24 protein-coding genes are annotated in these 26,314 nt (G+C 69.2%); 8 read left to right on the top strand and 16 right to left on the bottom strand.

The window, feature by feature from the left end; genetic code table 11:
• Positions 1-24 precede the first annotated feature (24 nt).
• Positions 25-3,978, top strand: a complete 3,954-nt coding sequence (locus tag FFF93_RS06105; protein ID WP_261375328.1) for a Pls/PosA family non-ribosomal peptide synthetase — start codon at positions 25-27, stop codon at positions 3,976-3,978.
• A 65-nt stretch (positions 3,979-4,043) separates the two neighbouring features.
• Positions 4,044-5,417 carry a M1 family metallopeptidase gene (locus tag FFF93_RS06100; RefSeq protein ID WP_138769710.1) on the top strand — a complete coding sequence of 458 codons (1,374 nt, stop codon included), beginning with the start codon at positions 4,044-4,046 and terminating at the stop codon, positions 5,415-5,417.
• Here FFF93_RS06100 and FFF93_RS06095 read toward each other — a convergent pair.
• The 3 genes from FFF93_RS06095 to pheS are packed head-to-tail and all read right to left on the bottom strand — an operon-like array spanning position 5,341 to position 9,823.
• On the bottom strand, positions 5,341-6,162 hold the full coding sequence (locus tag FFF93_RS06095) for a 4'-phosphopantetheinyl transferase superfamily protein (RefSeq protein ID WP_138769711.1): 822 nt from the start codon (positions 6,160-6,162) through the stop codon (positions 5,341-5,343). The genes FFF93_RS06100 and FFF93_RS06095 overlap by 77 nt on opposite strands.
• A 53-nt stretch (positions 6,163-6,215) precedes the next feature.
• Positions 6,216-8,759, bottom strand: a complete 2,544-nt coding sequence (pheT, locus tag FFF93_RS06090) for a phenylalanine--tRNA ligase subunit beta (RefSeq protein WP_138769712.1) — start codon at positions 8,757-8,759, stop codon at positions 6,216-6,218.
• A 2-nt stretch (positions 8,760-8,761) separates the two neighbouring features.
• On the bottom strand, positions 8,762-9,823 hold the full coding sequence (pheS, locus tag FFF93_RS06085) for a phenylalanine--tRNA ligase subunit alpha (RefSeq protein WP_138769713.1): 1,062 nt from the start codon (positions 9,821-9,823) through the stop codon (positions 8,762-8,764).
• Between the two features lie 226 nt (positions 9,824-10,049).
• Here pheS and FFF93_RS06080 point away from each other — a divergent pair, with 226 nt between their 5' ends.
• Entirely contained in the window at positions 10,050-10,478 is a 429-nt protein-coding gene (locus FFF93_RS06080) for a DUF4157 domain-containing protein (RefSeq protein WP_138769714.1), read from the top strand.
• 1 nt (position 10,479) lies between these two features.
• Complete coding sequence (locus FFF93_RS06075) at positions 10,480-11,118, top strand: SIMPL domain-containing protein (protein ID WP_138769715.1); 639 nt, start codon at positions 10,480-10,482, stop codon at positions 11,116-11,118.
• Between the two features lie 36 nt (positions 11,119-11,154).
• Here FFF93_RS06075 and pcp read toward each other — a convergent pair whose 3' ends face one another.
• The 4 genes from pcp to FFF93_RS06055 form a co-directional block, all read right to left on the bottom strand.
• Entirely contained in the window at positions 11,155-11,796 is a 642-nt protein-coding gene (gene pcp, locus FFF93_RS06070; RefSeq protein ID WP_138769716.1) for a pyroglutamyl-peptidase I, read from the bottom strand.
• A gap of 48 nt (positions 11,797-11,844) precedes the next feature.
• On the bottom strand, positions 11,845-12,723 hold the full coding sequence (locus tag FFF93_RS06065; protein WP_138769717.1) for a hypothetical protein: 879 nt from the start codon (positions 12,721-12,723) through the stop codon (positions 11,845-11,847).
• 102 nt (positions 12,724-12,825) lie between these two features.
• Positions 12,826-13,473 (bottom strand): response regulator transcription factor, encoded by a 648-nt coding sequence (locus FFF93_RS06060; protein ID WP_138770510.1) that lies wholly within the window; start codon positions 13,471-13,473, stop codon positions 12,826-12,828.
• A 5-nt stretch (positions 13,474-13,478) separates the two neighbouring features.
• The gene (locus tag FFF93_RS06055; protein WP_138769718.1) at positions 13,479-14,735 is read right to left on the bottom strand and encodes a sensor histidine kinase; all 1,257 of its coding nucleotides are present in this window, start codon (positions 14,733-14,735) and stop codon (positions 13,479-13,481) included.
• 185 nt (positions 14,736-14,920) lie between these two features.
• Here FFF93_RS06055 and FFF93_RS06050 point away from each other — a divergent pair, with 185 nt between their 5' ends.
• The gene (locus FFF93_RS06050) at positions 14,921-16,081 is read left to right on the top strand and encodes an Rv2578c family radical SAM protein (protein ID WP_138769719.1); all 1,161 of its coding nucleotides are present in this window, start codon (positions 14,921-14,923) and stop codon (positions 16,079-16,081) included.
• Positions 16,082-16,126: 45 nt separating this feature from the next.
• Here the strand turns inward: FFF93_RS06050 and FFF93_RS06045 are convergent, their stop codons facing one another.
• Genes FFF93_RS06045 through FFF93_RS06030 form a run of 4 tightly spaced genes read right to left on the bottom strand, consistent with a single transcriptional unit; the run spans position 16,127 to position 19,502 of the window.
• Positions 16,127-17,500 (bottom strand): NAD(P)(+) transhydrogenase (Re/Si-specific) subunit beta, encoded by a 1,374-nt coding sequence (locus FFF93_RS06045; RefSeq protein WP_138769720.1) that lies wholly within the window; start codon positions 17,498-17,500, stop codon positions 16,127-16,129.
• Entirely contained in the window at positions 17,497-17,859 is a 363-nt protein-coding gene (locus FFF93_RS06040; RefSeq protein ID WP_138769721.1) for an NAD(P) transhydrogenase subunit alpha, read from the bottom strand. The genes FFF93_RS06045 and FFF93_RS06040 overlap by 4 nt, the downstream gene beginning before the upstream one ends.
• Positions 17,859-19,016 (bottom strand): NAD(P) transhydrogenase subunit alpha, encoded by a 1,158-nt coding sequence (locus FFF93_RS06035; RefSeq protein ID WP_138769722.1) that lies wholly within the window; start codon positions 19,014-19,016, stop codon positions 17,859-17,861. The genes FFF93_RS06040 and FFF93_RS06035 overlap by 1 nt, the downstream gene beginning before the upstream one ends.
• Positions 19,017-19,058: 42 nt before the next feature.
• Positions 19,059-19,502 carry a (deoxy)nucleoside triphosphate pyrophosphohydrolase gene (locus FFF93_RS06030; protein ID WP_138769723.1) on the bottom strand — a complete coding sequence of 148 codons (444 nt, stop codon included), beginning with the start codon at positions 19,500-19,502 and terminating at the stop codon, positions 19,059-19,061.
• A gap of 176 nt (positions 19,503-19,678) precedes the next feature.
• Here FFF93_RS06030 and FFF93_RS06025 point away from each other — a divergent pair, with 176 nt between their 5' ends.
• Entirely contained in the window at positions 19,679-20,887 is a 1,209-nt protein-coding gene (locus tag FFF93_RS06025) for an MFS transporter (protein ID WP_138769724.1), read from the top strand.
• A 48-nt stretch (positions 20,888-20,935) separates the two neighbouring features.
• Here FFF93_RS06025 and FFF93_RS06020 read toward each other — a convergent pair whose 3' ends face one another.
• On the bottom strand, positions 20,936-21,856 hold the full coding sequence (locus tag FFF93_RS06020) for a cation diffusion facilitator family transporter (protein WP_138769725.1): 921 nt from the start codon (positions 21,854-21,856) through the stop codon (positions 20,936-20,938).
• A 229-nt stretch (positions 21,857-22,085) separates the two neighbouring features.
• Here FFF93_RS06020 and FFF93_RS06015 point away from each other — a divergent pair, with 229 nt between their 5' ends.
• Positions 22,086-22,352 (top strand): GlsB/YeaQ/YmgE family stress response membrane protein, encoded by a 267-nt coding sequence (locus FFF93_RS06015; RefSeq protein WP_138770511.1) that lies wholly within the window; start codon positions 22,086-22,088, stop codon positions 22,350-22,352.
• Between the two features lie 105 nt (positions 22,353-22,457).
• Here FFF93_RS06015 and FFF93_RS06010 read toward each other — a convergent pair whose 3' ends face one another.
• The 4 genes from FFF93_RS06010 to infC form a co-directional block, all read right to left on the bottom strand.
• Entirely contained in the window at positions 22,458-23,363 is a 906-nt protein-coding gene (locus FFF93_RS06010) for an RNA methyltransferase (protein WP_138769726.1), read from the bottom strand.
• Positions 23,364-23,428: 65 nt separating this feature from the next.
• A complete protein-coding gene (gene rplT / locus FFF93_RS06005; protein WP_018774438.1) occupies positions 23,429-23,899 on the bottom strand; it encodes a 50S ribosomal protein L20 in 471 nt (156 codons plus the stop codon).
• 118 nt (positions 23,900-24,017) lie between these two features.
• A complete protein-coding gene (gene rpmI, locus FFF93_RS06000; RefSeq protein ID WP_009358635.1) occupies positions 24,018-24,212 on the bottom strand; it encodes a 50S ribosomal protein L35 in 195 nt (64 codons plus the stop codon).
• Positions 24,213-24,327: 115 nt separating this feature from the next.
• Entirely contained in the window at positions 24,328-25,386 is a 1,059-nt protein-coding gene (gene infC / locus FFF93_RS05995; RefSeq protein ID WP_261375320.1) for a translation initiation factor IF-3, read from the bottom strand.
• A 437-nt stretch (positions 25,387-25,823) separates the two neighbouring features.
• Here infC and FFF93_RS05990 point away from each other — a divergent pair, with 437 nt between their 5' ends.
• Positions 25,824-26,210, top strand: a complete 387-nt coding sequence (locus tag FFF93_RS05990; protein WP_138769728.1) for a DUF1844 domain-containing protein — start codon at positions 25,824-25,826, stop codon at positions 26,208-26,210.
• Positions 26,211-26,314: the final 104 nt, after the last annotated feature.

The following is a 26,314-nucleotide window of genomic DNA, read 5'->3' as shown; positions in this document are numbered from 1 at the left end:
ATCTGCCCCGAGGAGAATCACGCTGTGATCGAGCAGCTACCGCCCGCCGGCGGCACTCCCCCGGCCAGCCCCACCTACCAGCCGCAGCTGGCGGGTGCCTTCGCTGCACCGCCGGAACGGACGCTGATCGATGTCCTGCAGGACACCGCCGCCCGCTTCCCGGATGCCTCCGCGCTCGACGACGGTCACCGTTCCCTCAGCTATGCCCAGCTGATGGACGAGGTCCGTGCCGCCGCGAGGAAGCTGCACCTCGCCGGGCTCGGCGCCGGCGACAAGATCGGCGTCCGGATCCCCTCGGGCACCAACGAGCTCTACATCTCCATCCTGGCCGTGATGTTCGTCGGGGCCGCCTACGTTCCGGTGGACGCTGACGACCCCGACGAGCGCGCCAAACTGGTGTTCGGCGAGGCCCGCGTCTCCGGAATCATGCGCGCCGGCGGCACCATCGTCGCGGACACCGCCCGCCCCCGGCCGTTCCCGGCCGCCAGGCAGCCGGTCCCCGCCGACGACGCCTGGGTCATTTTCACCTCCGGATCCACCGGCACCCCCAAAGGCGTCGCGGTGCGGCACAGCTCGGCAGCCGCGTTCGTCGACGCCGAGGCGCGGATCTTCCTGCAGGCCGAGCCGGTGGGACCCCAGGACCGGGTGCTGGCCGGACTCTCGGTCGCCTTCGACGCCTCCTGCGAGGAAATGTGGCTCGCGTGGCGGAACGGGGCATGCCTGGTCCCGGCGCCCCGGGCCTTGGTCCGGACCGGCATGGACCTCGGCCCGTGGCTCATCAACCATGGCATCACGGTGGTGTCCACGGTGCCCACGCTCGCCGCGCTGTGGCCCGTCGAGTCGCTGGAAAGTGTCCGGCTGCTGATCTTCGGCGGCGAGGCCTGCCCGCCCGAACTTGCCGAGCGCCTCGCCGTGGACGGACGCGAGGTCTGGAACACCTACGGGCCCACCGAGACCACCGTCGTCGCCTGCGCCGCGCCGCTGGGCGGGCCGGGACCGGTCCGGATCGGACTGCCACTGGACGGCTGGGACCTCGCCGTCGTCGGCTCCGACGGGGTGCCGGTCGCCGAGGGCGGCATCGGGGAGCTGATCATCGGCGGCGTCGGGCTTGCCCGCTACCTCGATCCGGCCAAGGACGCGGAAAAATACGCTCCGCTGCCGGCCCTGGGCTGGTCCCGGGCCTACCGCTCCGGGGATCTGGTCCGCTACGAACGGGCGGGCCTGCTCTTCGTGGGCCGTGCCGACGAACAGGTCAAACTCGGCGGCCGCCGGATCGAGCTCGGCGAGATCGACGCCGCGCTCCAGTCCCTGCCCGACGTCGCCGGCGCGGCGGCGGCGGTCCGCACGACGGCGGCCGGGAACCAGGTGCTGGTCGGTTACCTCTCCCCGGTCGACGGCCGCGAGCTGGACCTGGCGGCCGCGCGGGCCCTGCTCGCCTCCAGCCTGCCCGCCCCGCTGATCCCGCTGCTTACCGTCGTGGACGCCCTGCCGACCAAAACCAGCGGCAAGGTGGACCGGCATGCCCTGCCGTGGCCGCTGGCCGGCGCAGGGGCCGCGGACGCCGCGTCGGCGCCGTTGAACCTGCCTGACGACGCCCGCTGGATCGTCGAACAGTGGAGTGCCGTGCTGGGCGGGACCGTTGCGGACCTGGACGCCGACTTCTTCGCCTTCGGCGGCGGTTCCCTGGCCGCGGCCCAACTTGTCTCCGCCCTGCGGGTGCGCTACCCGACGATCACGGTGGCGGACATCTACGCGACACCCCGGATCGGCGCCTTGATCGACGCCGCCCGCCAGTCCCTGCCGGAGGGCGGAGCCGCCGCCGCCGGCGAGCGATCCGTGCGTCCCACCTCCCGCCGCGCCCAATGGGCCCAGACGCTGCTGGGGGTTCCGCTGCATATCCTCGTCGGCATGCGCTGGCTGACGTACCTGATGGTGGCAAACAACCTGCTGTCGTCCCTGGCCGGTTTCACCGCGGCGCCGACGCTGTCCTGGTGGTGGGTGGCCGCATCCTGGCTGGTGTTCGTGAGCCCGGCCGGGCGGATGGCGATCTCGGTCGCCGCGGCCCGGCTCCTGCTGCGCAACGTCGCCGAGGGACGCTACCCCCGCTCGGGCAAGGTGCACCTGCGCCTGTGGCTGGCCGAGCAGATCCAGGACCTGGCCGGCGCCATCAGCCTGGCCAGCGCGCCGTGGGTGCCGTACTACGCACGGGCCCTCGGCGCCACCATTGGCGCCAACGTCCAACTCCACTCGCTGCCGCCGGTCACGGGAATGCTGTCGCTGGGCAACGGCTGCAACATCGAACCCGAGGTCGATCTGTCCGGCTGGTGGATCGACGGCGACTCTGTCCACATCGGCGCGATCCGCATCGGCGCCGGGGCCGTCGTCGGCGCCCGCAGCACCCTCATGCCCGGTGCGAGCATCGGGGCCGGGGCGCAGGTGGAACCAGGCTCCGCCGTCCTCGGTCGGGTCAAGGCCGGTCACTTGGTGGCCGGGTCCCCGGCGGAACGCCGCGGCAAGGCCAAACAAGGCTGGCCGGACGCCCCGCCGGAGCACCACCTGATCGGCCGGCTCTGGTTTGCCGGCTTCGCCTCCGCCTCGGCCGTGCTGGCCCTGATCCCCTACCTGTCCGCCGCGGCCGCCGCGCTGGTGATGTTCGGCTTCATCCAGGGCCGGGACTCACTGGCCGAGGCCCTGCCGCAGCTGGCTGTGTCGCTCCCGCTGGCCGCCTTGGCGTGGTTCGGCACAAACCTGGCGCTGGTCCTCGCCAGCACGCGGCTCCTCGGGATCGGCCTGCGCGCCGGCTATTACCGGGTGCGCAGCCGGATGGGCTGGCAGGTCTGGGCGACTGAGCGGGTCCTCGACTTGGCCCGCGACCTGCTGTTTCCGGTCTATGCCAGCCTGTTCACCCCCGTCTGGCTGCGGCTGCTCGGGGCCAGGGTCGGCAGGAACGTGGAGGCGTCCACGGTGTTGCTGATCCCGAAAATGACGACCGTGGGCGAAGGCGCCTTCCTCGCCGATGACACGTTGATCGCGTCCTACGAGCTCGGCGGCGGCTGGATGCGGATCGCGCCCGCGAAAGTGGGGAAACGCTCCTTCCTCGGCAACTCCGGGATGACCGCCGCGGGACGGAACGTCCCCAAGAACTCCCTCGTGGCCGTGCTCTCGGCCACCCCTGCGAAGGCGAAGTCCGGCACGTCCTGGCTGGGCAGCCCGCCGGTGCGGCTGCGACGGACCGCCATCGCCTCGGACGACACCCGCACCTTCCAGCCGCCCCGGCGGCTCAAGCTGGCGCGTGCCCTGTGGGAGCTCTGCCGCTTTGTCCCGCTGGTGCTCACCGTCGCCGTCGCCGCCGGCGTGCTGGTGGCCCTCGACTGGCTGGCCGGCACCTTCAACTACGCCGTGGCGGCGCTGCTGGGCGGTATGGTGGTCCTGCTGGCCGGCGCCGTCGCCGCCGGAAGCGCCGTCGTCGCCAAGTGGCTTCTGGTGGGACGCATCCGCCCCGGCGAGCACCCGCTCTGGAGCTCCTTCATCTGGCGGAATGAGGTGGTGGACACCTTCATCGAAATGGTCAGCGCCCCGTGGTTCGCGCGGGCCGCGTCCGGCACCCCGGCGCTGGTGTGGTGGCTGCGCGCCCTCGGCGCCAAGATCGGAGCCGGAACGTGGTGCGAAAGCTACTGGCTCCCCGAGGCGGACCTTGTCACCCTGGGCCGCAGCGCCACGGTCAACCGCGGCTGCGTGGTCCAGACCCATCTGTTCCACGACCGGGTGATGAGCATTGACACTGTTACCCTCGAAGACGGGGCCACGATGGGCCCGCACGGAGTGATCCTGCCGCGCGCCCGGATCGGCAAGGGTGGCACGGTCGGCCCGGCATCACTCGTGATGAGGGGTGAAACGGTGCCGGCCGCCACCTACTGGATGGGAAATCCGGTCAGTCCGTGGGGCGGCCCGGACGTTCCGGCGCCCAAGCCGAAGTAGCCCCGCCCCGTCCGTGCAGGACACACCGAGAGCACCACGCCCACCGCAACCACTAAGGCCAACTGATGAGTCCAACCGCTTCAGCCGCCGAGGAATTTCCCGCTGAATTGCCTCCCGAACTGCCCGCCGAGGCCCCGGACCCGTACATGCCCGGCCACGGCACCGAGGTCTACCGGGTGACCCGCTACGAGCTCGAGCTCGACTACCGGATCAACAGCAACCACCTCGCCGGCAGGGCGACGCTGCACGCGGTCGCGCGGCGCCAGAGCTCGGCGATTGTCCTGGACCTGACGGGGCTCCGGGCCACCAAGGTGCTGATGCCGGGCCGGAAAGTGCGCAAGTTCACCCAGCGGGCCGAACGCCTCGTTGTGGTGCCGGACGCGGCGCTGCTGCCCGGCGACGAATTCACCCTCGACATCCGCTACGAGGGCAATCCGGCCCCGCGCCGCGGGCTCTGGGGGGAGGTGGGCTGGGAGGAGCTGACCGACGGCGTCCTGGTCGCCGGGCAGCCCAACGGCGCGGCGTCCTGGTTCCCCTGCAACGACCACCCGCGGGATAAGGCCAGCTACCGGATCGCGGTCACCACGGATGCGAACTACCGGGCCGTCTGCAACGGTGTGCTGGTCTCCCACCAGGCCCGGTCCAGCCGCGAAACCTGGGTTTACGAGCAGTCCGAACCGATGGCAAGCTACCTCGCCACGGTCCAGATCGGCCGGTACGAACTGCTTCCCCTCAACCCGGAGCGGCCTGCCGGCGACGTCGCCCAGGTGGCAGCGGTGCCGGCGGAGCTCTCGGCCGAGGCGCGCACCGGGCTCGCCCGCCAGCCGGAGATGATGCGCACCTTCACCAGCTGCTTTGGGCCGTATCCCTTCGCCGGCTACACCGTGGTGGTCACAGAAGATGCCCTGGAAATCCCGCTGGAGGCGCAGTCCCTGTCCATTTTCGGCCGCAACCACCTGGGGCAGGACTGGGAATCGCAGCGGCTGATCGCCCACGAACTGTCCCACCAGTGGTTCGGGAATTCACTGACCGCGGCCTCGTGGAGGGATATCTGGCTGCACGAAGGTTTCGCCTGCTACGCCGAATGGATATGGTCCGAGGAGGCCCGGGTCATGACCGTGGCCGACCGGGCCCGGGCGGCCTGGCGGATGCTCAGGGCGGAGGACCAGGACCTGCTGGTGGGTGATCCCGGGCCGGAACTGATGTTCGACGACCGTGTCTACAAACGCGGCGCCCTCGCCCTGCACGCGATCCGCCTCAGTTGCGGCGATCTGGCATTCTTCGCACTGCTGCACGACTGGACCGGGGGCCGCCGCCACGGCTCGGTCACGACGGAGGACTTTATCCTGGCAGCGCACCGCGTCACCGGGATCGACGCCGAGGCCGTGCTCCACCCCTGGCTCTATGAAGAGGCACTCCCGCCGCTGCCCGCCGGCTGACCCCCGCTGACGGCCGTTGGCGCGCCGGTGGTCCCGGCGGTTGTCCCGGTGGGAGGCCGTCCGGGGTGCCGGCCAGGGCGACAGCGGCGGCAAAATGCGCGGGGAGCCCGGATTCGGCGGGCGGCAGGTCCCTGATGCCGGGGTGCCCAAGCACCTCCACGCTGTCCGGCGCGGTCCGCAGCCCGGTACCGCACAGCTTGAGCCAGGCCTCCTTACGGGCCCAGAGCCGGGCACGTTCGGCCAACAGCTCGGCGCCGGCCAGGCTGCGCAGGCTCGCGCGTTCGGCCGGGCCGAGCACCAGCTCGTCGAAGCCGGCAAAGTCCGTGCCCGCAGGGTCCTGCACGTCGACGCCGAGCCGGAGTCCCGGCGCAGGATCCGGCACCGCTGCCAGCAGGACCCAGCCCGCGCTCCGCGAGAGGCTCAGCAGCAGCGGCACCGGCACGCCATGCAGCGTGTAGCCGGGCCGGCCGTGCGGACTACCGGGGCCGCACTGCGGACAGTTATAGGCCGCCCGGAGGTCCGCCGCCGGCACACCCAGCAGTTCCGCCGCAAAGCGCCGCAGCGCCAGCCGGCCGGCCAGGAAGTCCTGCCGCGGACGGGGTTCCAGCGCCCGCGCACGGCCGAGTTCGACGTCGTCCAACAGCCCATGGGCTGCCGCCTCCAGGGACCCCGTGGCGCCGGGAACTTCCGCGGCGCCGGGAACGCGGAAGGGCGGGACCGACCGCACCATCAGCTGCGACGTCATATCCCGCCCTCCTATGTTTACCGCCGGTGTTTAGCTCCGGAGGCTATGTGCCGTTAGCGCTGGACCGCACCGAACCGCTCATGGGCGGCGGCAACCGCGCTGTCCCGGGCCGCCGAGGCCTCGTCCGCGGTCAGCGTCCGGTCATCGGCGCGGAAGCGCAGGTTGAAGGCCAGCGACTTCTTGCCCTCTTCGATGCCCTTTCCCGCATATACGTCGAACAGTGCGACGTCCTCGAGCAGCTCCCCTGCACCGTCACGCAGGGCGGCCAGCACCTCGTCCGCGGCAACCTCGGCCGCCACCACGAGGGCGACGTCCTGGGTGGCCACCGGGTAGGTGGAGATGTGCCGGGCGACGATCACGTCGGCGGCGGCTTCGAACAGTGCGTCGGCGTTCAGTTCCAGCGCCACTGAGCGGGCCGGCATGTCGTGCGCCGCGAGCAGCTTCGGGTGCAGTTCGCCGGCGTAGCCCAGGACCTCGCCGTTGCGGAGCGCCAGCTGCGCGGCCCGTCCCGGGTGGAAGGCCTGGTGCTGGCCCTGGCTGATGACGATCTCGACGCCGAGGACGTCGCCGGCGAGCCGGGCGATGTCCAGCGCGTCAGCCCAGTCCCAGGCGCGGGGCGCATGCGCCGGTGCGGCAGGCGAATCGTGGCCGGTCAGCACCGCGGCGAGGTACAACGGCTGGTCCGGGACGCCGTCGTACAGTCCGTCCAGCACCTCGTCGGCGGGCTTGGCGCCCAGCGGCGGGATGGAGGCCGTGCCCAGCGTGTCCCCGGGCAGGAAGACGAGCCCGGACTCGAACAGCGCGAGGTCGCGGAAGCCACGGGAGTGGTTGCGCTTGGCGACCTCGATCAGGCCCGGCAGGATGGAGGTCCGCAGGTAGCCGTGCTCTTCGCTGATCGGGTTGGCCAGCTTGAGCGCTTTTCGCTCCGCGCCGGCCTCGGGGGTCCCGAAGGTGTCGTTGGCGGCCTTGGAGACAAACGGGTAGGCCAGCACTTCGGTGAGGCCGGCGTCCGCCAGGGCCTGGACGAGCCGGCGGCGCTGCTGCTGCACGCGGGTCAGTCCGCGGCCCGGAGGGGCCACGGGCAGGGTGGCGGGGATCTTGTCATAGCCGACCAGGCGGGCGATCTCCTCGGAGAGGTCCTCCTTGGTTTCCAGGTCGGTGCGCCAGCTCGGGGCCGTCACGGCGTAGCCGGTGCCGGTCTTCTCGACGACGGCGCCGAGATCCTGCAGCGAGGTCAGGATCTGGTCCTCGGTGAAGTCGATGCCGATCCGCTCCGCGGCGAAGGCCGCGGGCAGTTCGACGGCGACGGCGTCCGGTGCGGTGCCGACGTCGGTCCCCTCGGCCACGGCGGTGCCGCCGGCGAGCTCGACCAGGAGGTCGACGACCCGCTGGGCGGCCACCGGGGCGATGTGCCAGTCGACGCCGCGTTCGAAGCGCTTGGAGGCCTCGGACGGCAGTTTGTGGCGGCGGCGGGAGCGTGCGATCGACACTTCGTCGAAGTGCGCGGCCTCGATCAGGACGTTGGTGGTGGCGTCGGACACCTCGGTGGCGGCGCCGCCCATCACACCGGCGATGCCGATCGCGCCGGAACCGTCGGTGATGAGGAGGTCCTCGGCGTCGAGGGTGCGTTCCTTGGCGTCCAGCGTGGTGATCTTCTCCCCGGCCACCGCACGCCGCACCACAATGTCGCCGGACAGCGTGTCGAGGTCGTAGCAGTGGGTGGGCTGCCCGAGTTCCAGCATGACGTAGTTGGAGATGTCCACCGGCAACGAGATGGACCGGATGCCGGCGAGCCGGAGCCGGGAGCTCATCCACGGCGGGGTCGGCCGGGTGGCGTCGACTCCGCGGACGGTGCGTGCCACGAAACGGTCACAGCCGGGCTTGCCGTAGATCGGCGCGTCGTCGTTGAGCTTGACGCCGTAGCCGCCGGTGAGGTCCGCGGGCGCCTGCACCTTGGACGCCGGGTCGGTGAAGGGCGTGCCGGTGGCGTGGGCGTACTCCCGGGCCACGCCGCGGATCGAGAACGCGTAGCCGCGGTCCGGGGTGACGTTGATTTCGGCGGCCTGGTCGTAGAGGCCCAGCAGTTCCATGGCGTCGGTGCCGATTTCCGGGTCTAGTCCGATCCGGGAGAGCACCAGGATGCCGTCGTGGTCCTCGCCGATGCCGAGCTCGCGCACGGAGGCGATCATGCCGGCGGAGAGGTGCCCGTAGGTTTTGCGGGCGGAGATGCGGAAGTCCCCGGGCAGCACGGCGCCGGGAAGGGTGACCACCACCTTGTCCCCCTCCACGAAGTTATGGGCGCCGCAGATGATGCCCTGGACGCCCGAGGGGTCGATGCCCTCGCCCGTCAGGGTCTGCTGCTGGCCTTCCGGGACGACCCGGACCTGGCACCAGTTGATGGTCTTGCCGTTGGTCTGGGGTTCCTTGACGATGCTCAGCACCTGGCCCACCACCACGGGGCCCTGGAGGGCGTCGGTGGGGCGGTGGACTGCCTCTTCTTCAAAGCCGACCTTGACGAGGTCCGCCATCACGTCTTCGGCCGTCGCTCCGGCCGGTACGGCTGCAAATTCACGCAGCCAGGAAAGTGGGATACGCACTGTTAGATCTCCATCCCGAAGTGCTGGCTGAAACGTACATCGCCTTCGATCATGTCGCGCATGTCGCCGACCTCATTGCGGAACATGAGGGTGCGTTCGATGCCCATGCCGAAGGCAAAACCTGAATAGACGTCCGGATCGATGCCGGCTGCGCGCAGCACGTTGGGGTTGACCATGCCGCAGCCGCCCCACTCGATCCAGCGCGGGCCGCCCTTGGCGCCCGGGTGCCAGATGTCCAGTTCCGCGGACGGCTCGGTGAACGGGAAGTAGTTGGGGCGCAGCCGGATCTGGGCCTCGTCGCCGAACATCTGGCGGGCGAAGTGCTCCAGGGTGCCGCGCAGGTCGGCCATGCTGAGCTTCTTGTCGATGGCCAGGCCCTCGAACTGGTGGAACACCGGGGTGTGCGTGGCGTCGAGTTCGTCGGTGCGGAAGACCTTGCCCGGGCACAGCACGTAGATAGGGACCTCGCGCTCCAGCATGGAGCGGACCTGCACCGGGGAGGTGTGGGTGCGCATCAGCAGGTGCGCCTCGGGCGGCTCCACGAAGAAGGTGTCCTGCATTTCGCGGGCAGGGTGGTCCGGCTTGAAGTTCAGCGCATCGAAGTTGAACCACTCCGACTCGACCTCGGGACCCTCGGCGATTTCCCAGCCCATGCCCACGAAGATGTCCGCGACGCGGTCCTGCAGCGTCGACAGCGGGTGGCGTGCACCGGCACGACGGCGGCGCGGGGCGGCGGTGACGTCCACCGTCTCCTCCACCAGGATGCGGGCGTCGTTCTCCGCTTCGAGCTCGGCGGTACGGTCCGCGAGCGCCTTGTTGACGCGTCCGCGGGAGGCGCCCATGAGCTTGCCGGCTGCGGCCTTCTGGTCCTTGGGCAGCCCGCCGATTTCCCGGTTGGCGAGGCTCAGCGCGGATTTTTCGCCGGTGTGGGCGAGCCGCACGGCCTTAAGTTCATCGAGCGTCGAGGCCGCGGCAATGGCGGCGACGGCCTGGTCTACGGCGGCGGTGATGGCGGCTTCATCCAGAGGGTTCGGGACGGCTGCGCCCGGCAAAGTTTCAGTCATCTACTGTTCTTAGCTACGAGTCGGTTCATGCCAACGGCACAGGACCTTCAACAGGAGCAGGGACCAGTGCGTTGACAAAGGGCAGGGCTCGCCAAAATCGTTCCGGCGGGCGCTCCCCCTCAGTCTAGTTGAAGGCACTCAGGTGCCCGAACGTGACGGCGCTGCGCCCACCGGCCTCCCGCACTGCGTCATATCCCGCGCGCGGGTGCCCCGCTAGCATGGCCTCATGACTCCCGGACAGCGGCTGCGGCAGCTTGCCAACGTGGTGAATGCATCGACCCCGCTGGGGCTGTTGCTGGCGGCCTGCGCACGGACCAGGCTCCGCCGCGGCCCGCGCGGCCTGCTCCTGGCCACCGGCTACCGCTGGCGCCTGCCGTTCGCGGCGGCGTTTACCGTGGGGAATGTGGTGCTCTTCCGCGCCGGGCCGGACGAGGCTGTGGGCAACCCGGCACTGCTGGGTCATGAAGAGCGGCACGCCACCCAGTACGCCTGGTGCCTCGGGGTGCCGTTCCTGCCGCTGTACTTCCTGGCGGCGGCCTGGTCCTTGATCCGGACGGGCAACCCCGGATCCGCCAATTTCTTCGAGCGGCACGCCGGACTGCAGGCCGGCGGCTACCCTCCGGCACTCCCGACCCACGAACGGAACGAGGCATAACATGACGGAAAATCCCAGGTCCATTTCGGTGACCGGCTCGGCCACTGCGGAGGCGGCGCCGGACCTGCTCATGCTCTCCCTCGGCGTCGAATGCAGGCGCCCGGGCGTGGACGCGGCTTACCGGGACGCCGCCCGCGCCTCGTCCGCGATCACGGCCGTGCTCCGGGATCACGGCGTCGGAAATCCGGACATCACCACCTCGGGGCTGAACGTCCGGGCCGAGGTCAGCTGGCAGGAGGGACGGGGCCACATTGTCTCCGGCTACCTGGCCTCCAGCATGCTCACCGTCCGGCTTCGCGACCTGGCGGCCTCCTCCGGGCTCATTGCGGCCGCCGTCGAGGCCGCCGGGGACGACGCCCGCCTCAACGGACTCGAACTGGGCTTCTCGGATCCTGCTGCGGTCGAAGCCCGGGCCCGTGAGGCCGCGTGGAACAATGCCCGGGCGGCCGCGGAACATTTCGCCGCACTGGCCGGGACGCGGCTGGGCAAGGCCATCTCCGTTACCCAGCAGCCGGGGACCGCTCCGCCGCTGCCGCTGGCCGCCATGCAGCGCGCCGTGGCGTCCGAGCCGCTGACCGTCGAGGCGGGCGCGGCCGGTATCACCGCGGCCGTCGGCGTTGTCTGGGAACTGCTGGACTGATCGGTTCCGGCGCGGTTCCGGCGCCGGGGGCCGGCGCTAGTGGGTGGCGCCTGCTGCGAGCTTGAGGTCCGCCGCCGTCGCCAGCGCGGTGCGGACCACGACGGCGAGCGCCTGCGTCATCTGCTCCAGCGGCAGCGAGGCCAGGCCGCTCCCCGGCGGAACCTGGTCCGGTGCGTACGGGACGTGGACGAAGCCGCCCCGGGTGCCGGGGGTGAGTCGCAGGGCGTGCATCAGGGCGTAGAAGACGTGGTTGCAGACGTAGGTCCCCGCGGTCTGGGACACCTCCGCCGGAATGCCGGCCGAGCCCAGCGCCGCCAGGGCCGCCTTGACCGGCAGGGTGCTGAAGTAGGCCGCCGGTCCGCCGGGGACCACGGGCTCGTCGACTGGGGCGTTCCCGGCGTTGTCCGGGATCCGCGCGTCGTCGCAGTTGATCGCGATCCGTTCCAGCGAGATTCGGGCCCTGCCCCCGGCCTGGCCCGCGCAAATGACGAGCTCCGGCCCGTGCTCGGCGATGGCGCCCTGCAGGACGGCGATGGCGTCGCGGAAGACGCAGGGCAGCTCCACCGCCGCGACCTCGAGCCCTTCGGCTTGAAGCAGGGCGGCGGCTCCGCGCGCCGCGGTCCACGACGGATTGGTGGTTTCGCCGCCAAACGGTTCGAACCCGGTCAGGAGAATCATGGGCCCAGCCTAGCAACGTCAGGACGCCGCCGATTCTTTGGCCCCTGCCTATTTCGACGCGGTGACCCCCAGCGTCGCCGCGTTCGCAGCAGCCGTCCGGCGGATCTCCTTGACCTTGGCGATCTGCGGGGCGAGCTCCTGCATGCGCGTTGTCAGGTACTTGTCCAAAACCTTGTCGAGCGCGGCGTGGAACCCGGTCTTGTCCCGGCAGACCGCGTCGGTCACGGCGATTCTGAACTCTTCCTGCCCGCCGGCCCGCCTTCCCGCATCGGCGGCCTGCTGCGGGTTGGTGAACGTGGCGAAAGGGGTGTCCTTCATGCACGCTTCCCAGTCCTTGATGGCCTTGGCCGTTCCCGGGTCCTGAGATGCCGACCCGCTGGCGGGGAACAATGCGTTGGCCGCCACGCCCGTGGCCAGCATGTAGTTTTCGGCGCTGCCGTAGATCTGTGTCATGGACTCGCCCCGGCAACCGCCGGAGGAGGTTCCCATGCCGCCCACCGTCGTCATTGAGGCGGTGTCCGCGGGGCCGGTGAGTGCCTTCGTGAAGGCCGGATTAGCGAAGAGCCTGCCATCGGTTGACTCGGGAGCCGGCTCGCGGGGTCCAAGAGATCCGGTGCTGGCATAGCCGCTGGCCTTCGCGGCGTCGACCGTGAGCCGTTTGAATCCGATCGCTCCGTTGAGGTCCAAGGTCATCGCGGCGGTGGGCGGCGTGTAGTCGAAGCCGGCCTTGGCCATGCAGAGCCGGACAGCCTCCTGCATGCCCTTTTCGGCGATCGGATCCGCTGCGGCGTAGGCCTCCGCCTGCCGGATAATCCCTGGGATGGGCTCCGGGGACGCGGTAACTGACCCGGCCGGGATCGCAGCCGCGCCGAGAGCGGCGCCCGTGCCTACGATCAGGACGGCAGCGCCGAAGACTCTCTTGTTCATGATGGCTCCTTCTGTTGTGGGCAATGCTGTTTTGGGCAATGCTGTGGCGGGCCTTCGCTGCGCGCGAAGGTCTCGGTGGGTAGGACGGTGCTGCTGCGGGGGCTAGTTGAGGACGTTGTTTTCGTAAGCGAAGGCGACGAGCTGGATCCGGTTCTTCAGCTTCAACTTCGCCAGGATGCTGCCGACGTGGGATTTCACCGTGGCCTCGCTGAGCACCAGTGAGGCCGCGATCTCGGCGTTTCCGAGCCCTTTGGCCGTTAGCAAAAACACGTCGCGTTCCCTCCCGGACAGGTCTGCCAGTGCGGCGTCGTTCCCGGAGGACGGCGTGGTGTAGTCGCGCAACAGCTCGTTGGTGATGGCCGGGGCGATGACCGAGTGCCCCGAGTGCACTGTTCGGATGGCGGCCAACAGGAAGTCCGGTGTGGTGTCCTTGGTCAGGAAACCGGCAGCACCGGCCTGGATCGCCCGGACGACGGCCTCGTCGTGCTGGATCGTGGTCAAAACGATGATCTTGGTGCCGGCGTTGCCGGGAGTTGCCACAATCTTCTTTGTCGCAGTGATTCCGTCCATAACAGGCATCCGGATATCCATCAGGAGCACGTCGGGGCAGGTCGCCTGGACGAGTTCGACGGCGGCCTCTCCATTGACTGCTTCGCCGACAAGGTCCAGGTCCGCCTGGCTGCGCAGGATCATTTTGAGTCCGGCGCTGAACAGCGGCTGGTCGTCGGCCAGCGCAATCCGGATCGGCATGCCGGTCACAGCAGCGCTCCGTCCAGGACCGGAAGGTCAGCTGCCGCGGGGGCGGATTCCGGGCACCTGTCCGGACCCGTCGCGGGCAGGAACGCCAGTACTTCGAACGTCTCTTCGCCCCGGACCGTTTCGATCCACCCGCCGACGGCGGCGGCGCGGGCCCTCATGCCTGCCAGTCCGCGACCGGAGGGAGGCGTCGACGTCGCGGTGTGGCCGGTGGTCAGCGACGATCCGCACCGGAGTTCGAGGGACGCCGCGGTCCAGATGAGGTGCAGGTGCGCGCCTTGCTTTCGATCCCCGTGCTTGAAGGCGTTGGTCAAGCTCTCCTGCGCCAGGCGGTAGACCGTCAGCTGCTGCGCGGCGGTCAAGGCCCACGGCTCGCCGGTTGTTTCGATCGTGACGGGCATGCCGCTGGAGCGCAGACGCTCGGCAAGCAGCGCGAGGTCCTCCACCTCGTGATTTGGATGGTCGCTGAGCGCCGCGGAGAAGCCTTCGATCAGCCGGCGGGTTTCGATCAGTGCGGTCCTGGCTGATTCGGCGATGACCGTGGAGGCGCCCTCGACGGCGTCCGGTTCGGTGCGGTGGATGAAGCGTATGCCGTCGGCCTGGGCCACGATGACTGTCAGTGAATGCGCCAGGACGTCGTGAAGCTCCATGGCGATCCTGTTGCGTTCCTGTTCGACGGCCAGTTCAGTCGCTGTCTCCCGGTACCGGGTTTCCGCCGCAAGCTGCGCCCTTCGGCTTCTCGATACGTTGTTCACTGCCACACCGACGGCCCAGGCGGCGAGATTCAGCGCGGCGAACGCCCCGAAGACCAGAAAAGCATAGGTGAGGGTCCGCAATGGTCCACGGCCATACAACTGGTTGCCGAAGATGAAATTGATCCACGTCTGGTCGGTGAACCAGCTGGCGGTCGTGATGCCGGCAAAGATGACAGCGGCCACGGGTGCAATCCACCGGTTGCCGGCTTTCCACCCGATCACCGCGAAGAAGATGGCCACCGGAACGGCTGCGTAGCTCAGCACGCCGGACAGCAGGACCAACGGAAAGAACCTGACGCTCTGCAGGACCAGGGCGACGAAAACCAGCCCCAAGGCGGCGGCCGGAAGGAGCTCAGCCACAGCGATGCCGGTGAGCAGCGCCAGCAGCAGCGCGCTGTTCTGGTCGAAATGGCGCTCCTCGAGGACAAAGAGGGCCCCCGTAAGCAGCACGGCGGCGGCCGGGGCCGCGAGGAGCCGCAGGGACTGGATCGGTTTGAACATGCCTTCACCCTATGCGGGCTCCGTCACCACAGAGGCGCCATTCGGGTAAGTTCCAACCCGATGATGAGGAAGTTCCCCCGAGGGGATGACTGCTCCGTCGACCCAAGGCCGGCGCTGCTGACCAGTGACGCCACGTGCGATGCGACATCCTTGACTTAAGATCGAACATATATTCGAATGTAGTCATGAGATGGGACGCGCAGGCACTCAGGCCGGCTGACACCACAGCCGATGGTCGGGTATCCGGGGATGCCGCCCCCGGCGCGGGCCCGGCCGCTCCGGCGTTGCTGCCGCTGGCCGGGTTGGTGCGCTCCGTCTCCACCCCTGAGTTTGCCGGGGTCACTTTCCATGAGGTCACTGCCAAATCGGTGCTCAACAAGGTGGCCGCCGGTTCCCGGATGCCCTTCGAGTGGACGGTGAACCCGTACCGCGGTTGCAGCCACGCCTGCGTGTACTGCTTCGCCCGCAAGACCCACACCTATCTGGACTTCGACGCCGGCCTGGACTTCGACAGCCAAGTGGTGGTCAAGATCAACGCCGCCGAGGTCCTGCGCAAGGAGCTCGCCAAGCCGTCCTGGCAGCGCCATCACGTCGCCCTCGGCACCAACACGGACCCGTACCAGCGCGCCGAGGGCCGGTACCAGCTGATGCCCGGCATCATCAGCGCCCTGGCCGACTCCGGCACTCCCCTGTCCATCCTGACCAAGGGCACACTGCTGGCCCGAGATATTCCGCTGCTGAAGCACGCGGCCGCCCAGGTCCCCGTGGGTGTGGGGATATCGCTGGCGATGACTGACGAAGGGCTCTCCGAGGCGGTGGAGCCGGGGACTCCCGGACCGCGGGCCCGGCTGAAGCTGGTATCCCGGCTGCGTGAGGCGGGTCTTCCCTGCGGTGTGATGGCGATGCCGATCCTGCCGTGGCTCTCCGACTCGGACGAAGCATTGGATTCCCTCTTCGGCTCGCTTGCCGCTGCCGGCGCCACCGGTGTTACAGCCGGGGCGCTCTACCTCAAGCCTGGCACCCGCGAATGGTTCATGCAGTGGATTGCCAAGGAACACCCGCAGCTCGCCGGCAAGTACCGCCGGTTGTACGGCGGCGGGTCCTACGCCTCGAGGGAATACCGGGCCTGGCTGGCCGCGCGGATCCGGTACTTCAAGTCCCGGCACGGCTTCCTCGGTTCCTCGGGGTTCAGCCACCGGGACCTCGACGACGATCCACGGGAAGAGGAAGCCCAGTACCCGGCCGGCAGCATCCCCGACCCGGCGGCGCAGCGCGCGTTCGCGGCAGGAACGCCTCCGCGCCATGCCGCTGCCAGCGCCGGGGCCGCTCAGCCCACCTTGTTCTGAGCAGCGCGGTTGGGCCCGGCCCCTGGCCGGATCCTGCCTCGGCCCCTAGAGGATCTTGACCGCGCCGAGGACCTTGGAGAGCGAATCCTTGGCGTCGCCAAACAACAGGGTGGTCTTCGGATCGTGCAGCAGCTCATTCTCGATGCCGGCAAAACCCGGGCGCATCGAGCGTTTGAGGAACACCACCTGCTGGGCCTGGACCACCTCCAGGATGGGCATCCCGAAGATCGGTGACCCCGGGGAGGTCTTTGCGGCCGGGTTGACGACGTCGTTCGCGCCCACCACGAGGACGATATCCGTGCTCGCGAACTCCGGATTGACTTCTTCGAGTTCCCGCAGCGACTCGTAGGGCACGTTCGCCTCGGCCAGCAGCACATTCATGTGCCCGGGCATCCGGCCGGCGACGGGATGGATGGCGAAGACGACGTCGACTCCCCGGGCGGTCAGGGCGGTCGCCAGTTCGGCCACCGTGTGCTGGCCCTGCGCGACGGCCAGGCCGTAGCCGGGCACGATCACGACGCGCTGGGCATACCCGAGCTGGACGGCGACGTCCTCAGGCGAGGATGAGCGCACCGGCCGGTCGCTGAGCGTGGTCGAGCCTGCCGTGGACCCGCCCCGGAAGGCGCCGAACATGATGCCGGCTACGCCGCGGCCCATCGCGGAGGCCATCACCTTGGTCAGGATGGTGCCGCTGGCGCCGACGAGCGTCCCGGCGACGAGCAACAGCACGTTGCCCAGCACGATCCCGGACGCCGCGACGGCGAGGCCGGTGAAGGCGTTCAGCAGCGAGATCACGATGGGGACGTCGGCACCGCCGACCGGGAGCACGAGCAGCAGCCCCGCGGCCAGTCCGAGCACCAGCAACGCACCGGCCCAGCCGGGCGAGCCCGTCCCCACAATGAAGCCACCGGCGGTGAGCGCGCCGGCCAGCACGACCACCATCACGGCGGGCATGCCCGGGAACAACAGCGGCCGGGTGCTGATCAGCTCCTGCAGCTTCCCGACCGTGACGGCCGAGCCGGCGAAGGACACGGCACCGACCAGCATGGTGAAGACGACTGCCAGCCGGACCCAGGAATCCCCGCTGTGCCCGAGTTCCAGCACCGCGACGAGCGCGGCCGCGCCGCCGCCGACGCCGTTGAACAAGGCAACCAGTTGGGGCATCTGCGTCATCTGCACGCGCCGGGCGACCGGAACTGCGAGGGCGGTTCCGACCGCAATGGCGGCCAGGATCAGCGGGATGTTCTCCAGCCGCGCCGAGAGGAACACGGTTACGACGGCCACCGCGGCACCGGCTGCTCCGATGACGTTTCCGCGCCGGGCGGTCCGGGGGGAGCTGAGGCCCTTCAGCGCCAGGATGAAGCACACGGCCGCCACGAGGTAGAGCAGGGCGGTCCAGGCGGGGGCGAGGATGCTCACGGGCGCTCCTCCCCCGCCCGACCGGCGGCTTCCGACGTCCCCGCCGGGGTGCCGGCACCGTCCGCCGGGTGTGCGGCGGCTGCTTTCCGCGGGCCGAACATTTCCAGCATCCGGTCAGTGACCACAAAGCCGCCCACCAGGTTGACGGTCGCGAGGGCCACCGCCAGCAGGGCGACGGCCAGCAGCCAGGGGTCGTCGGCCTGGCCCGCCACGATGATCGCGCCGACCAGAATGATCCCGTGGATTGCATTGGCCCCGGACATCAGCGGCGTGTGCAGCTTGCTGGTGACCTTGGAGACGACTTCAAAGCCGACGAAAACGGCGAGTACCACCACCGTGAGTAACGTGACCGCGTCCATTAGTTATGCGCCTCCATAGCCGCGGCCGTCCCGGCGTGCCGGACGGCGCCGTCGCGGGTCAAGCAGGCTCCGGCGACGACGTCGTCGTCGAAGTCGGGTGCCACCGTGCCGTCAGTGGTCATCAGGGCGAGCAGGTTGGCGACGTTTTTGGCGTAGAGGCGGGACGCGTCGGAGGCGACGGCGGATGCCGCGTCCTGCATCCCCACCAGAGTCACGGCGCCGCCGGGGACCGGCACCAGGACGTCCCGGCCGGCGATGACGCCCTCGACGTTGCCGCCGGACTCGGCGGCCAGGTCCACGACGACGGACCCGGCCCGCATGCCGGCCACCATGTCGGCGGTGACGAGCAACGGGGCGGCCCTGCCCGGGATCGCCGCCGTTGTGATGAGCACGTCCGCGGCGGCGACGTGCGGCGCCAAGAGCGCGCGCTGCCGGGCGGCGCGGTCCTCGCCGAGTTCCCGGGCGTAGCCGCCGGTGCCCTCAGCGGACGTGTCTGCGGCCCGAGTGTCGAGGTCCAGGTTGATGAAGGTGCCGCCCATCGACGCGACCTCGTCCGCGGAGGCCGCCCGGATGTCGTTGGCGGAGACGCGGGCACCGAGCCGTTTGGCGGTGCCGATCGCCTGCAGGCCCGCGACGCCGGCGCCCAGGACCAGCACGCGGGCCGGCGGGATTGTGCCGGCGGCGGTCATGTAGAGCGGGAAAAACCGCGGGTACCGCAGGGCCGCTTCCAGGACGGCGCGGTAGCCGGCGACGAGGGACTGGGAGCTGAGGGCGTCCATCGACTGGGCGCGGGAAATCCGGGGAACGAGTTCCAGGGCGAAGGACGTCACCCCGGCGGCGGCCAGGGCGCCGACCGCAGGCAGCTCCGAGGCCGGCGAACCGAAGCCGATGGTAACGGCGCCCGGCCTCAGAGCGGCGGCGATCTCAGGGGTGAGCGGTCGGACGTGCAGCAGGACATCCAGCGCCCGGAGCGGTAGGTGCGGAACAAGGGCAGCCCCGGCCGCCTCATAGTCGGCGTCGCCGTAGCCGGATTCGAGCCCGGCACCGCATTCCACCAGCAGCGCCAGGCCGAGGCCCGCCAGTTGCCGCACCGTCTCCGGTGTCGCCGCAACCCGGCGTTCCCCCGCACGCTGTTCCCGTCTGACCCCGACCTGCACGCCCAGCTCCTCCCAGTTGGGCCCAGCGTAGACACACGGAGCTCAGTTTGGCGAGGGCTCGCCCGCGACGGCCGCCAGCAGGGCCTCGACGATCGGAAGGTCCGCCGGGATCCACGGCAGGCCCAGTACCTCCGCCGGGTCCGCCAGCGCGACCCAGCGCAGCTCGTCGTGGTCCTCCAATGGCTGGGGGGTGCCTGCCGCCAGCTCGGCGAACCAGACCCGCATTGCCGCCCTACCGTTGAGCGGCCAGCCCGTCGGGGATTCGGCGGGCAGTTCCGGCCCCAGCCGGACCTCCACCCCGAGTTCCTCGTACAGCTCGCGGTGCAGGGCACGCTCCGGGGCCTCGCCGGGATCCACCTTGCCGCCGGGGAACTCCCACATGCCCGCGAACTGGGGCGGCGCCGTCCGCCGTGCCACCAGGAGGGTCCGGGGTGCGGCCAGGGAATCCACTACTGCGCCGCCGACGACGCTGATGAGTTCAGTCACGTCCACCAGTCTAGGGGCGCGCCGCCGGCGCTGCCGGGGGACAATGGTGGGACGCACCACGTCAGGCGCCGGAATACCAGGCCCCGCGCCCCGCGTTGCCCCACTGACAGCAAGAGCCGATCCACCACGCCGCATTCTCCCGGCCCCGGCCGGGATTGTTACCGAAAAGCAGACGGATGACCATCACTAAAGACGCCCCCGCGACGCCCAAAACCGGCACCCGCCACCTCGCCCTCGCCATCATCTCGCTCGCCATGGGCGGGTTCGGCATCGGCACCACGGAGTTCACCATGATGGGCCTGCTCAAGGAGGTGGAGCAGGGCCTGGGCATCGGCACCCCGGAGGCCGGGCACCTGATCTCCGCCTACGCCCTGGGCGTGGTGGTCGGCGCCCCGGTGCTGGCCGCGGTCGGCGCCAAGCTGCCGCGCAAGTACCTCGCGCTGGGGCTCATGCTGTTTTTCAGCCTCGCCAACCTCAGCTCCTTCATTGCGCCGGACTACGGCACCATGCTGGTGTCCCGTTTCGCTGCGGGGCTGCCGCACGGCGCCTTCTTCGGGGTTGCCGCGGTCATCGCCTCGTCGCTCGTGGCCCCGACCCGGCGCGGCTGGGCGATCTCGATGGTGATGGCCGGCCTGACCGTGTCCAACGTGATCGGTGTGCCGTTCGGGACCTGGCTGGGCCAGAACTTCGGCTGGCGCCTGCTCTTCCTGCTCGTGGGCCTGATCGGCATTGCCACGATGGCGATGCTGTGGAAGTTCGTGCCGTTCCAGAAACCGCATGCCGACGCCAGCATTCGGCGCGAACTCGGTGCGCTGAAGCGTCTGCAGGTCTGGCTGGCCATCCTGATCGGCATTGTCGGTTTCGGCGGTTTCTTCGCCACGTACACCTACATTGCCCACACCATGACCTCGGTGGCCGGCATCCCCGCCCAATGGCTGCCGCTCGTCGTCGCGCTGTACGGTGTGGGCATGGTGGCCGGCAACATCATCGGCGGCCGCATCGCGGACAGGTCGGTCATGGGCACCATCTACTGGGTCCTGCCCGGCGTGGCCGTGGCGCTCGTGGTCTACGCGGTGGCCGTGCACTGGCCCTGGTCCGCCTACGTAATGGTCTTCGTGGTGGGCGCGGCCGGTTCCATGCTCGTTCCGGCGCTGCAGACCCGCCTCCTCGATGCCTCCCCCGATGCGCCGTCGCTGGCGTCCTCGTTGAACCATGCCGCACTGAATGTGGCCAACGCCCTGGGCGCGTTCCTCGGCGGCCTCGTCATCGCGTGGGGCTGGGGCTACGTGGCCCCGGCCCTGGTGGGAGCTGTGCTGGCCATCCTGGGCCTCGGCGTCGCGGTGCTCAGCGGTGCGGTGGAACGCAAGAGACCGCTGGTCCGGTAGCCCGCGAAATGCGGCCCCGGCCCAGCGGCCTCGGTGCGACGCCCGGCCCTAGCCGGCGTTGACGCGCTCCAGGTCCGGCTCCAGGTAGATGACCCGCGCCGTCGGCACGGCGTCCCGGATCCGGGTCTCGGCGGCGTCGATTGCCGCCGCGACTGCCCGGCCCGTATCGGAGTGGCCGACACCGATCTTGGCCGCCACCAGCAGTTCCTCGGGGCCCAGGTGCATGGTCTTGAGGTGGATGATGCGGGTGCCGTCCGCTTCGATGGCGCCGCGGATCTTCGCGACGTCGGCCTTCGTGGCGGACTCGCCGAGGAGCAGGGACTTGGTTTCCACGGCCAGCACCCCGGCGATCGCCACCAGCAGCAGACCGATCATGGCAGTGCCCAGCGCGTCCCAGATGCCGTTGCCGGTGACCAGCGTCAGGCTCACGCCGAACAGTGCGAAGGCCAGGCCCAGCAGGGCGCCGAAGTCCTCCAGCAGGATCACCGGCAGCTCGGGCTGCTTGGCGTTGCGGATGAAGTGCACCCAGCTCTGCTTGCCGCGGATGTGGTTGGATTCAATGATTGCCGTCCGGAACGAGAACGACTCGGCGATGATGGCGCCGACGAGGACCGCGAGCGGCACCCACCAGAAGTCGCCCTCGATGCCGTGGGGGTGCTGCAGCTTGCCCCACGCCTCGTAGAGGGCAAAGAGGCCGCCGACGCTGAACAGCACAATCGAGACGATGAACGCGTAGATGTACCGCTCGCGCCCGTAGCCGAAGGGATGCTCGGGGCTTGCTTCCTTCTTGGCGCGCTTGCCGCCGATCAGGAGCAGCAACTGGTTGCCGGAGTCGGCGAGGGAGTGGATCGCCTCGGCCAGCATCGATGAGGAGAACGTCAGGATGTACGCGACGAACTTCAGGACGGCGATCGTCAGGTTGGCGGCCAGCGCCGCGACAATCGCCTTGGTACCGCCATTTGCAGCCAAGAGAGCTTCTCCTTTGGAGGTTTTTTGAGGGAATCGCGGACGCCGGGAAGGGCCTGCATCCGCAAGCAACACCGTACCCGTTCCGGGCCCGCTCCCGCACCGCGGCGGGGCATCCGGAAGCACGTAACGATTGGGGGTGATGTTGCTGACATGGGATGAGGCCGTGTGTTAGCTTGAAGCCATAATCGGGATTCCTAAGGTGAATGCCGACGAATATGTAGGAGGAGAAATGGGCTTTCTAGGCTGGATCATTCTCGGACTCATTGTAGGTGCAATCGTTAAGGCAGTTATGCCTGGCAAGGTCGGCGGCGGCTGGGTCACCAGCCTCGTGCTCGGCGTCGTCGGAGCCATTGTCGGCGGCTGGATCGGCGACCTGCTGTTCGGCGGCGGCAAGATGGAATTCTGGAATCTCGGTTCCTGGCTCCTGGCCATTGTCGGCGGCCTCCTTGTTGCCGGCATCTACGGCGCAGTCACCGGCCGCAACCGGACCACATAATCTCTCAAGCCACCGCCCCGGCAGCAGTGCCGCAGCGGTGAAAGGACGACGGCGGGGGCCCACCTACTGGTGGGCCCCCGCCGTCGTTGTTTCTGGGGACGCGCGCTATGAAGAGGCCGTCGGCTGCTGGGACCGCGCGCTGGCGTACAGGCACACGGTCGCCGCGGTGCCGAGGTTGAGGCTTTCGGCGGCCCCGTAGACGGGCACGGCCACCCGGTGGTCAGCCAGCGCGAGTTCCTCCTCGGACAGTCCCTGCGCCTCGTTGCCGAAGAGCCAGGCGGTGGGCTGTTCCAGCGCGAAGGCCGACTCTGCGGCGGAGGCGCCCAGGCGCCGGGCCGCGTTCTCGTCCTGGAGGCGGTCCAGGTTCAGCTGGCCCTGGCCGTCCGCCGCGAGGATTCCGATGCCGCGTTCCTTGCAGCGGGCCACCAGCTCCTCGACGTCGGCGCCGAGCACCACGGGCAGGTGGAAGAGCGATCCAGCCGTCGAGCGGACGGCCTTGGGGTTGTAGATGTCGACGCTGGAGGCAGTCAGGATGACGGCGTCCGCGCCGGCGGCGTCGGCCGCCCGGAGCACGGTTCCGGCGTTGCCGGGATCGCGGACCTGACACAGCACCGCGATCAGCTGCGGGGCCGCGTCCAGGACCTGGTCGAGCCCGACGTCCAGGAAACCGCAGACCGCGAGGATGCCCTGCGGGGTGACCGTGTCCGCCATCGCGGCCAGCACTTCGTCGGTGGCGAGGTATGCGGCGGTACCCTCCGCCAGGGCCTCCAGGTCGGGGTGCCGGTCGAGGCAGGCCTCGCTGGCGTAGACCTCATAGACGAGCCCGGGTTCTCCCGCGGCGATCCTCTTCTGGTGCAGGACCAGTGCCTCCCGGACAGCCTGGGGGCCCTCAGCCAGGAACTCGCTGCGCTTTAAACGGGCCGGGCGCCCGGCAAGCTGTGCCACCTTCCTCACTCGATCGGCTCGAGGATTGGAAAGTGGAAAGTCTTGCGGGCGCCCGGTTTCGTTCATATAAGAACCTTAGTTGCTTTCGCAGCCGGTCCTTGAACTGCGCTGTCTTTCGACGGCGGCAGGGACTACTTTGCGGCCTCGGCATCAGCCTTCTTGGCAGCAGGCTTCTTCGCGGGAGCCTTCTTGGCGGCCTTCGGAGCCGGAGCGGCTTCAGCCTGGACGGCCGGAGCGGAGGTGTCTGCCGGCAGCGAGTCCTTGGCGACCTTGACCAGTGCGGCGAAGGCGTTGGCGTCGGAGACGGCCAGCTCGGCCAGCATACGGCGGTCAACCTCGACCTCAGCGGCCTTGAGGCCCTGGATCAGACGGTTGTAGGTGAGGCCGTTGGCGCGGGACGCAGCGTTGATGCGCTGGATCCACAGGCGGCGGAAGTCGCCCTTCTTCTTCTTGCGGTCGCCGTAGCTGTACACAAACGAGTGCAGCAGCTGCTCTTTGGCCTTGCGGTACAGGCGTGAACGCTGTCCACGGTAGCCCTTTGCGCGTTCGAGGATAACCCGGCGCTTCTTGTGGGCGTTGACCGCCCTCTTCACACGTGCCACGTGCGTACTCCTTCAGAATTCTGATCCCAAGCGTCTACTGCCGGAAAACCGGCTGGCCTGAGAAGCCTTTTTGGTAGTGGACCGCTGCCAGGTGGCAATCGATCCGAGAACTTGGAACTTAGATGCCGAGCATCTTCCGGATGACCTTGGCGTCGCCCTTGAAGACGATCTTGTCGCCGGCGAGGCGGCGGGTCAGCCTGGAGGACTTGTGCTCGAGGTAGTGGCGGCGGTTGGCCTGCTGGCGGCGCAGCTTGCCGCTACCGGTCAGCTTGAAGCGCTTCTTAGCACCGCTGTGGGTCTTCATCTTCGGCATGGGAACCGATCTCCTTACGTATCCGCAGACTGGGTCTGCAGTCTTTCGTGCAGCCACCCCTGCGGGCGGCGTGCTGGTTGCTTGCTGCCGGACATTGCTGTCCGGCAGCCGTGAACTAGTTGGTCTTCTTGCTGCCCGGCTTCGGGGCGGCCTTGGGGGCTGCCGGCCGTGCCGCAGGCTTCGGCGCCGCAGGCCGGGCCACCGGCTTCGGAGCCGCGGCCGGCTTCGGAGCAGGCTTCTCGGCGGCCGGCGTCGCGGCGGCGGGGGTCGCAGCAGCGGGCGCCTTCGGTGCAGCCTTGGGGGCCGCGGCCTTAGGAGCAGCCGGTGCCTTGCTTACTGCCGGCTTCGCGTCGGCCTTGGGAGCCGCCTGCTTCGGAGCTGCCGCCGGGGCCTTGGGGGCCTCCTGCTTCGGCTCTTCCGGGGCGGGAGCTTCAACAGCCGGAGCCTTCTCGGCAGCGGCTTCCTCGGCCTTCGGCACCTCGACGGCGGGAGCTTCCGTTGCCGGAGCCTCCGTCGCGGCTTCCTCAGCCTCAGGTGCCTCTGTCCGGACCTGGTAGCCCTCCGGAAGGAGATCAGCCAGGGACTGTGTCAGGGGTGCCTCGGGGCCGGACGTGTCAACGCGGCCTCCACCGGACGCCTTGGCTTCGTTCTCGGCCTTGGCTTCTGCGCGCTGCGTTGCACGGCGGGCTTCTGCCTTCGCCTCGGCCTTGTTCTTCAGCGGACCAACCACCATGACCATGTTGCGGCCATCGATACGCGGGCTGGACTCCACGACGCCCACTTCGGCAACGTCGTCGGCGAAACGCTGGAGCAGGCGGATGCCCATCTCGGGGCGCTGCTGCTCACGGCCGCGGAACTGGATCATGGCCTTGACCTTGTCACCGGCGCCGAGGAACCGGAGCGCGTGGCCGCGCTTCGTCTCGTAGTCGTGGGTGTCGATCTTGAGCCGGAACCGGATTTCCTTCAGAACCGTGTTGGTCTGGTTCTTCCGGGCCTCGCGTGCCTTGACGGCGGCTTCGTACTTGTACTTGCCGAAGTCCATCAGCTTGCACACCGGAGGCTTCGCCTGCGGTGCAACTTCAACGAGATCAAGATCGGACTCGGCAGCCAAACGCAGGGCATCCTCAATACGGACGACTCCTACCTGTTCACCTGCAGGGCCGACCAGCCGCACCTCGGGGACGCGGATACGCTCATTGATTCTTGGCTCGCTAATGTTAAAGCTCCTGTGATCGTGGGGGTACTTCGCCGGCAAATGAAGAAGGCCTCCAATTGCCGGAGCAATCGAAGGCCTCGAAGATCGGAACTGCCCTCCCCTTGAGGAGACGGCATGCGTCCCCCGCCAGGCGTAACGCCCAGGAAGGATGCCCGACCAGGTACCCGGCAACCTTGATTCCGTGAAGAATACGCGCGGCTGGCGCGGGTGGGAGAGAACTCCGCTTGCAAACTGAAAGCCATTCTACAGAAAGGCACCCGGTCAACGCACTTATGCGCCGGCGGGTTCCACGTGGTGTGTCTCAACCGGTGTTTCCTAACCGGTGTTTCTCAACCGGCGTTTCTCAACCCTGCAGAAATAACGACATTCAGTCGGTCTGTGACAAGCTTACCAGCATGAGCACTTCAGATAGTAATTCACACGTTTACCAGCCGGCCGACGCGCAGGCCGACGTCTCCCAGCAGATCCGCGACATCTCCGAGGTCCCCGCGATCGAGGTCATTACCACCGCCGCCGTTCACCTGATGAGCGCCGCCGCCGTGAAGCTCGGCCTGGCCGCCGAGGACAACGCCGAAGAGCTCAAGGACCTCGACGAAGCGCGCAAGCTGATCACGGCCCTGGCCGGACTCGTCACGTCCGCGGCACCCGAAATCGGTTCCCAGCACGCCGGGCCCTTGCGCGACGGGCTGCGCTCCCTGCAGCTCGCTTTCCGCGAGGAATCCGTCATCCCGGACGCGCCGGGCAAAGGCCCGGGCGAGAAGTACACCGGCCCGGTCAACTAAGGCAACGGGCTGCGAACCAGCAGCCCACAGCGACGGCGGCGGGAGGACCAGAACGGTCCGCCCGCCGTCGTCGTTTAACCGGCTGGCCGGCAGGAGCGGCCTGC

The organism is Arthrobacter sp. KBS0702 (assembly GCF_005937985.2).
Classification (GTDB): domain Bacteria; phylum Actinomycetota; class Actinomycetes; order Actinomycetales; family Micrococcaceae; genus Arthrobacter.
Note: the sequence above shows the minus strand (reverse complement) of the source record. Positions and strands in the feature narration are given on the sequence as shown.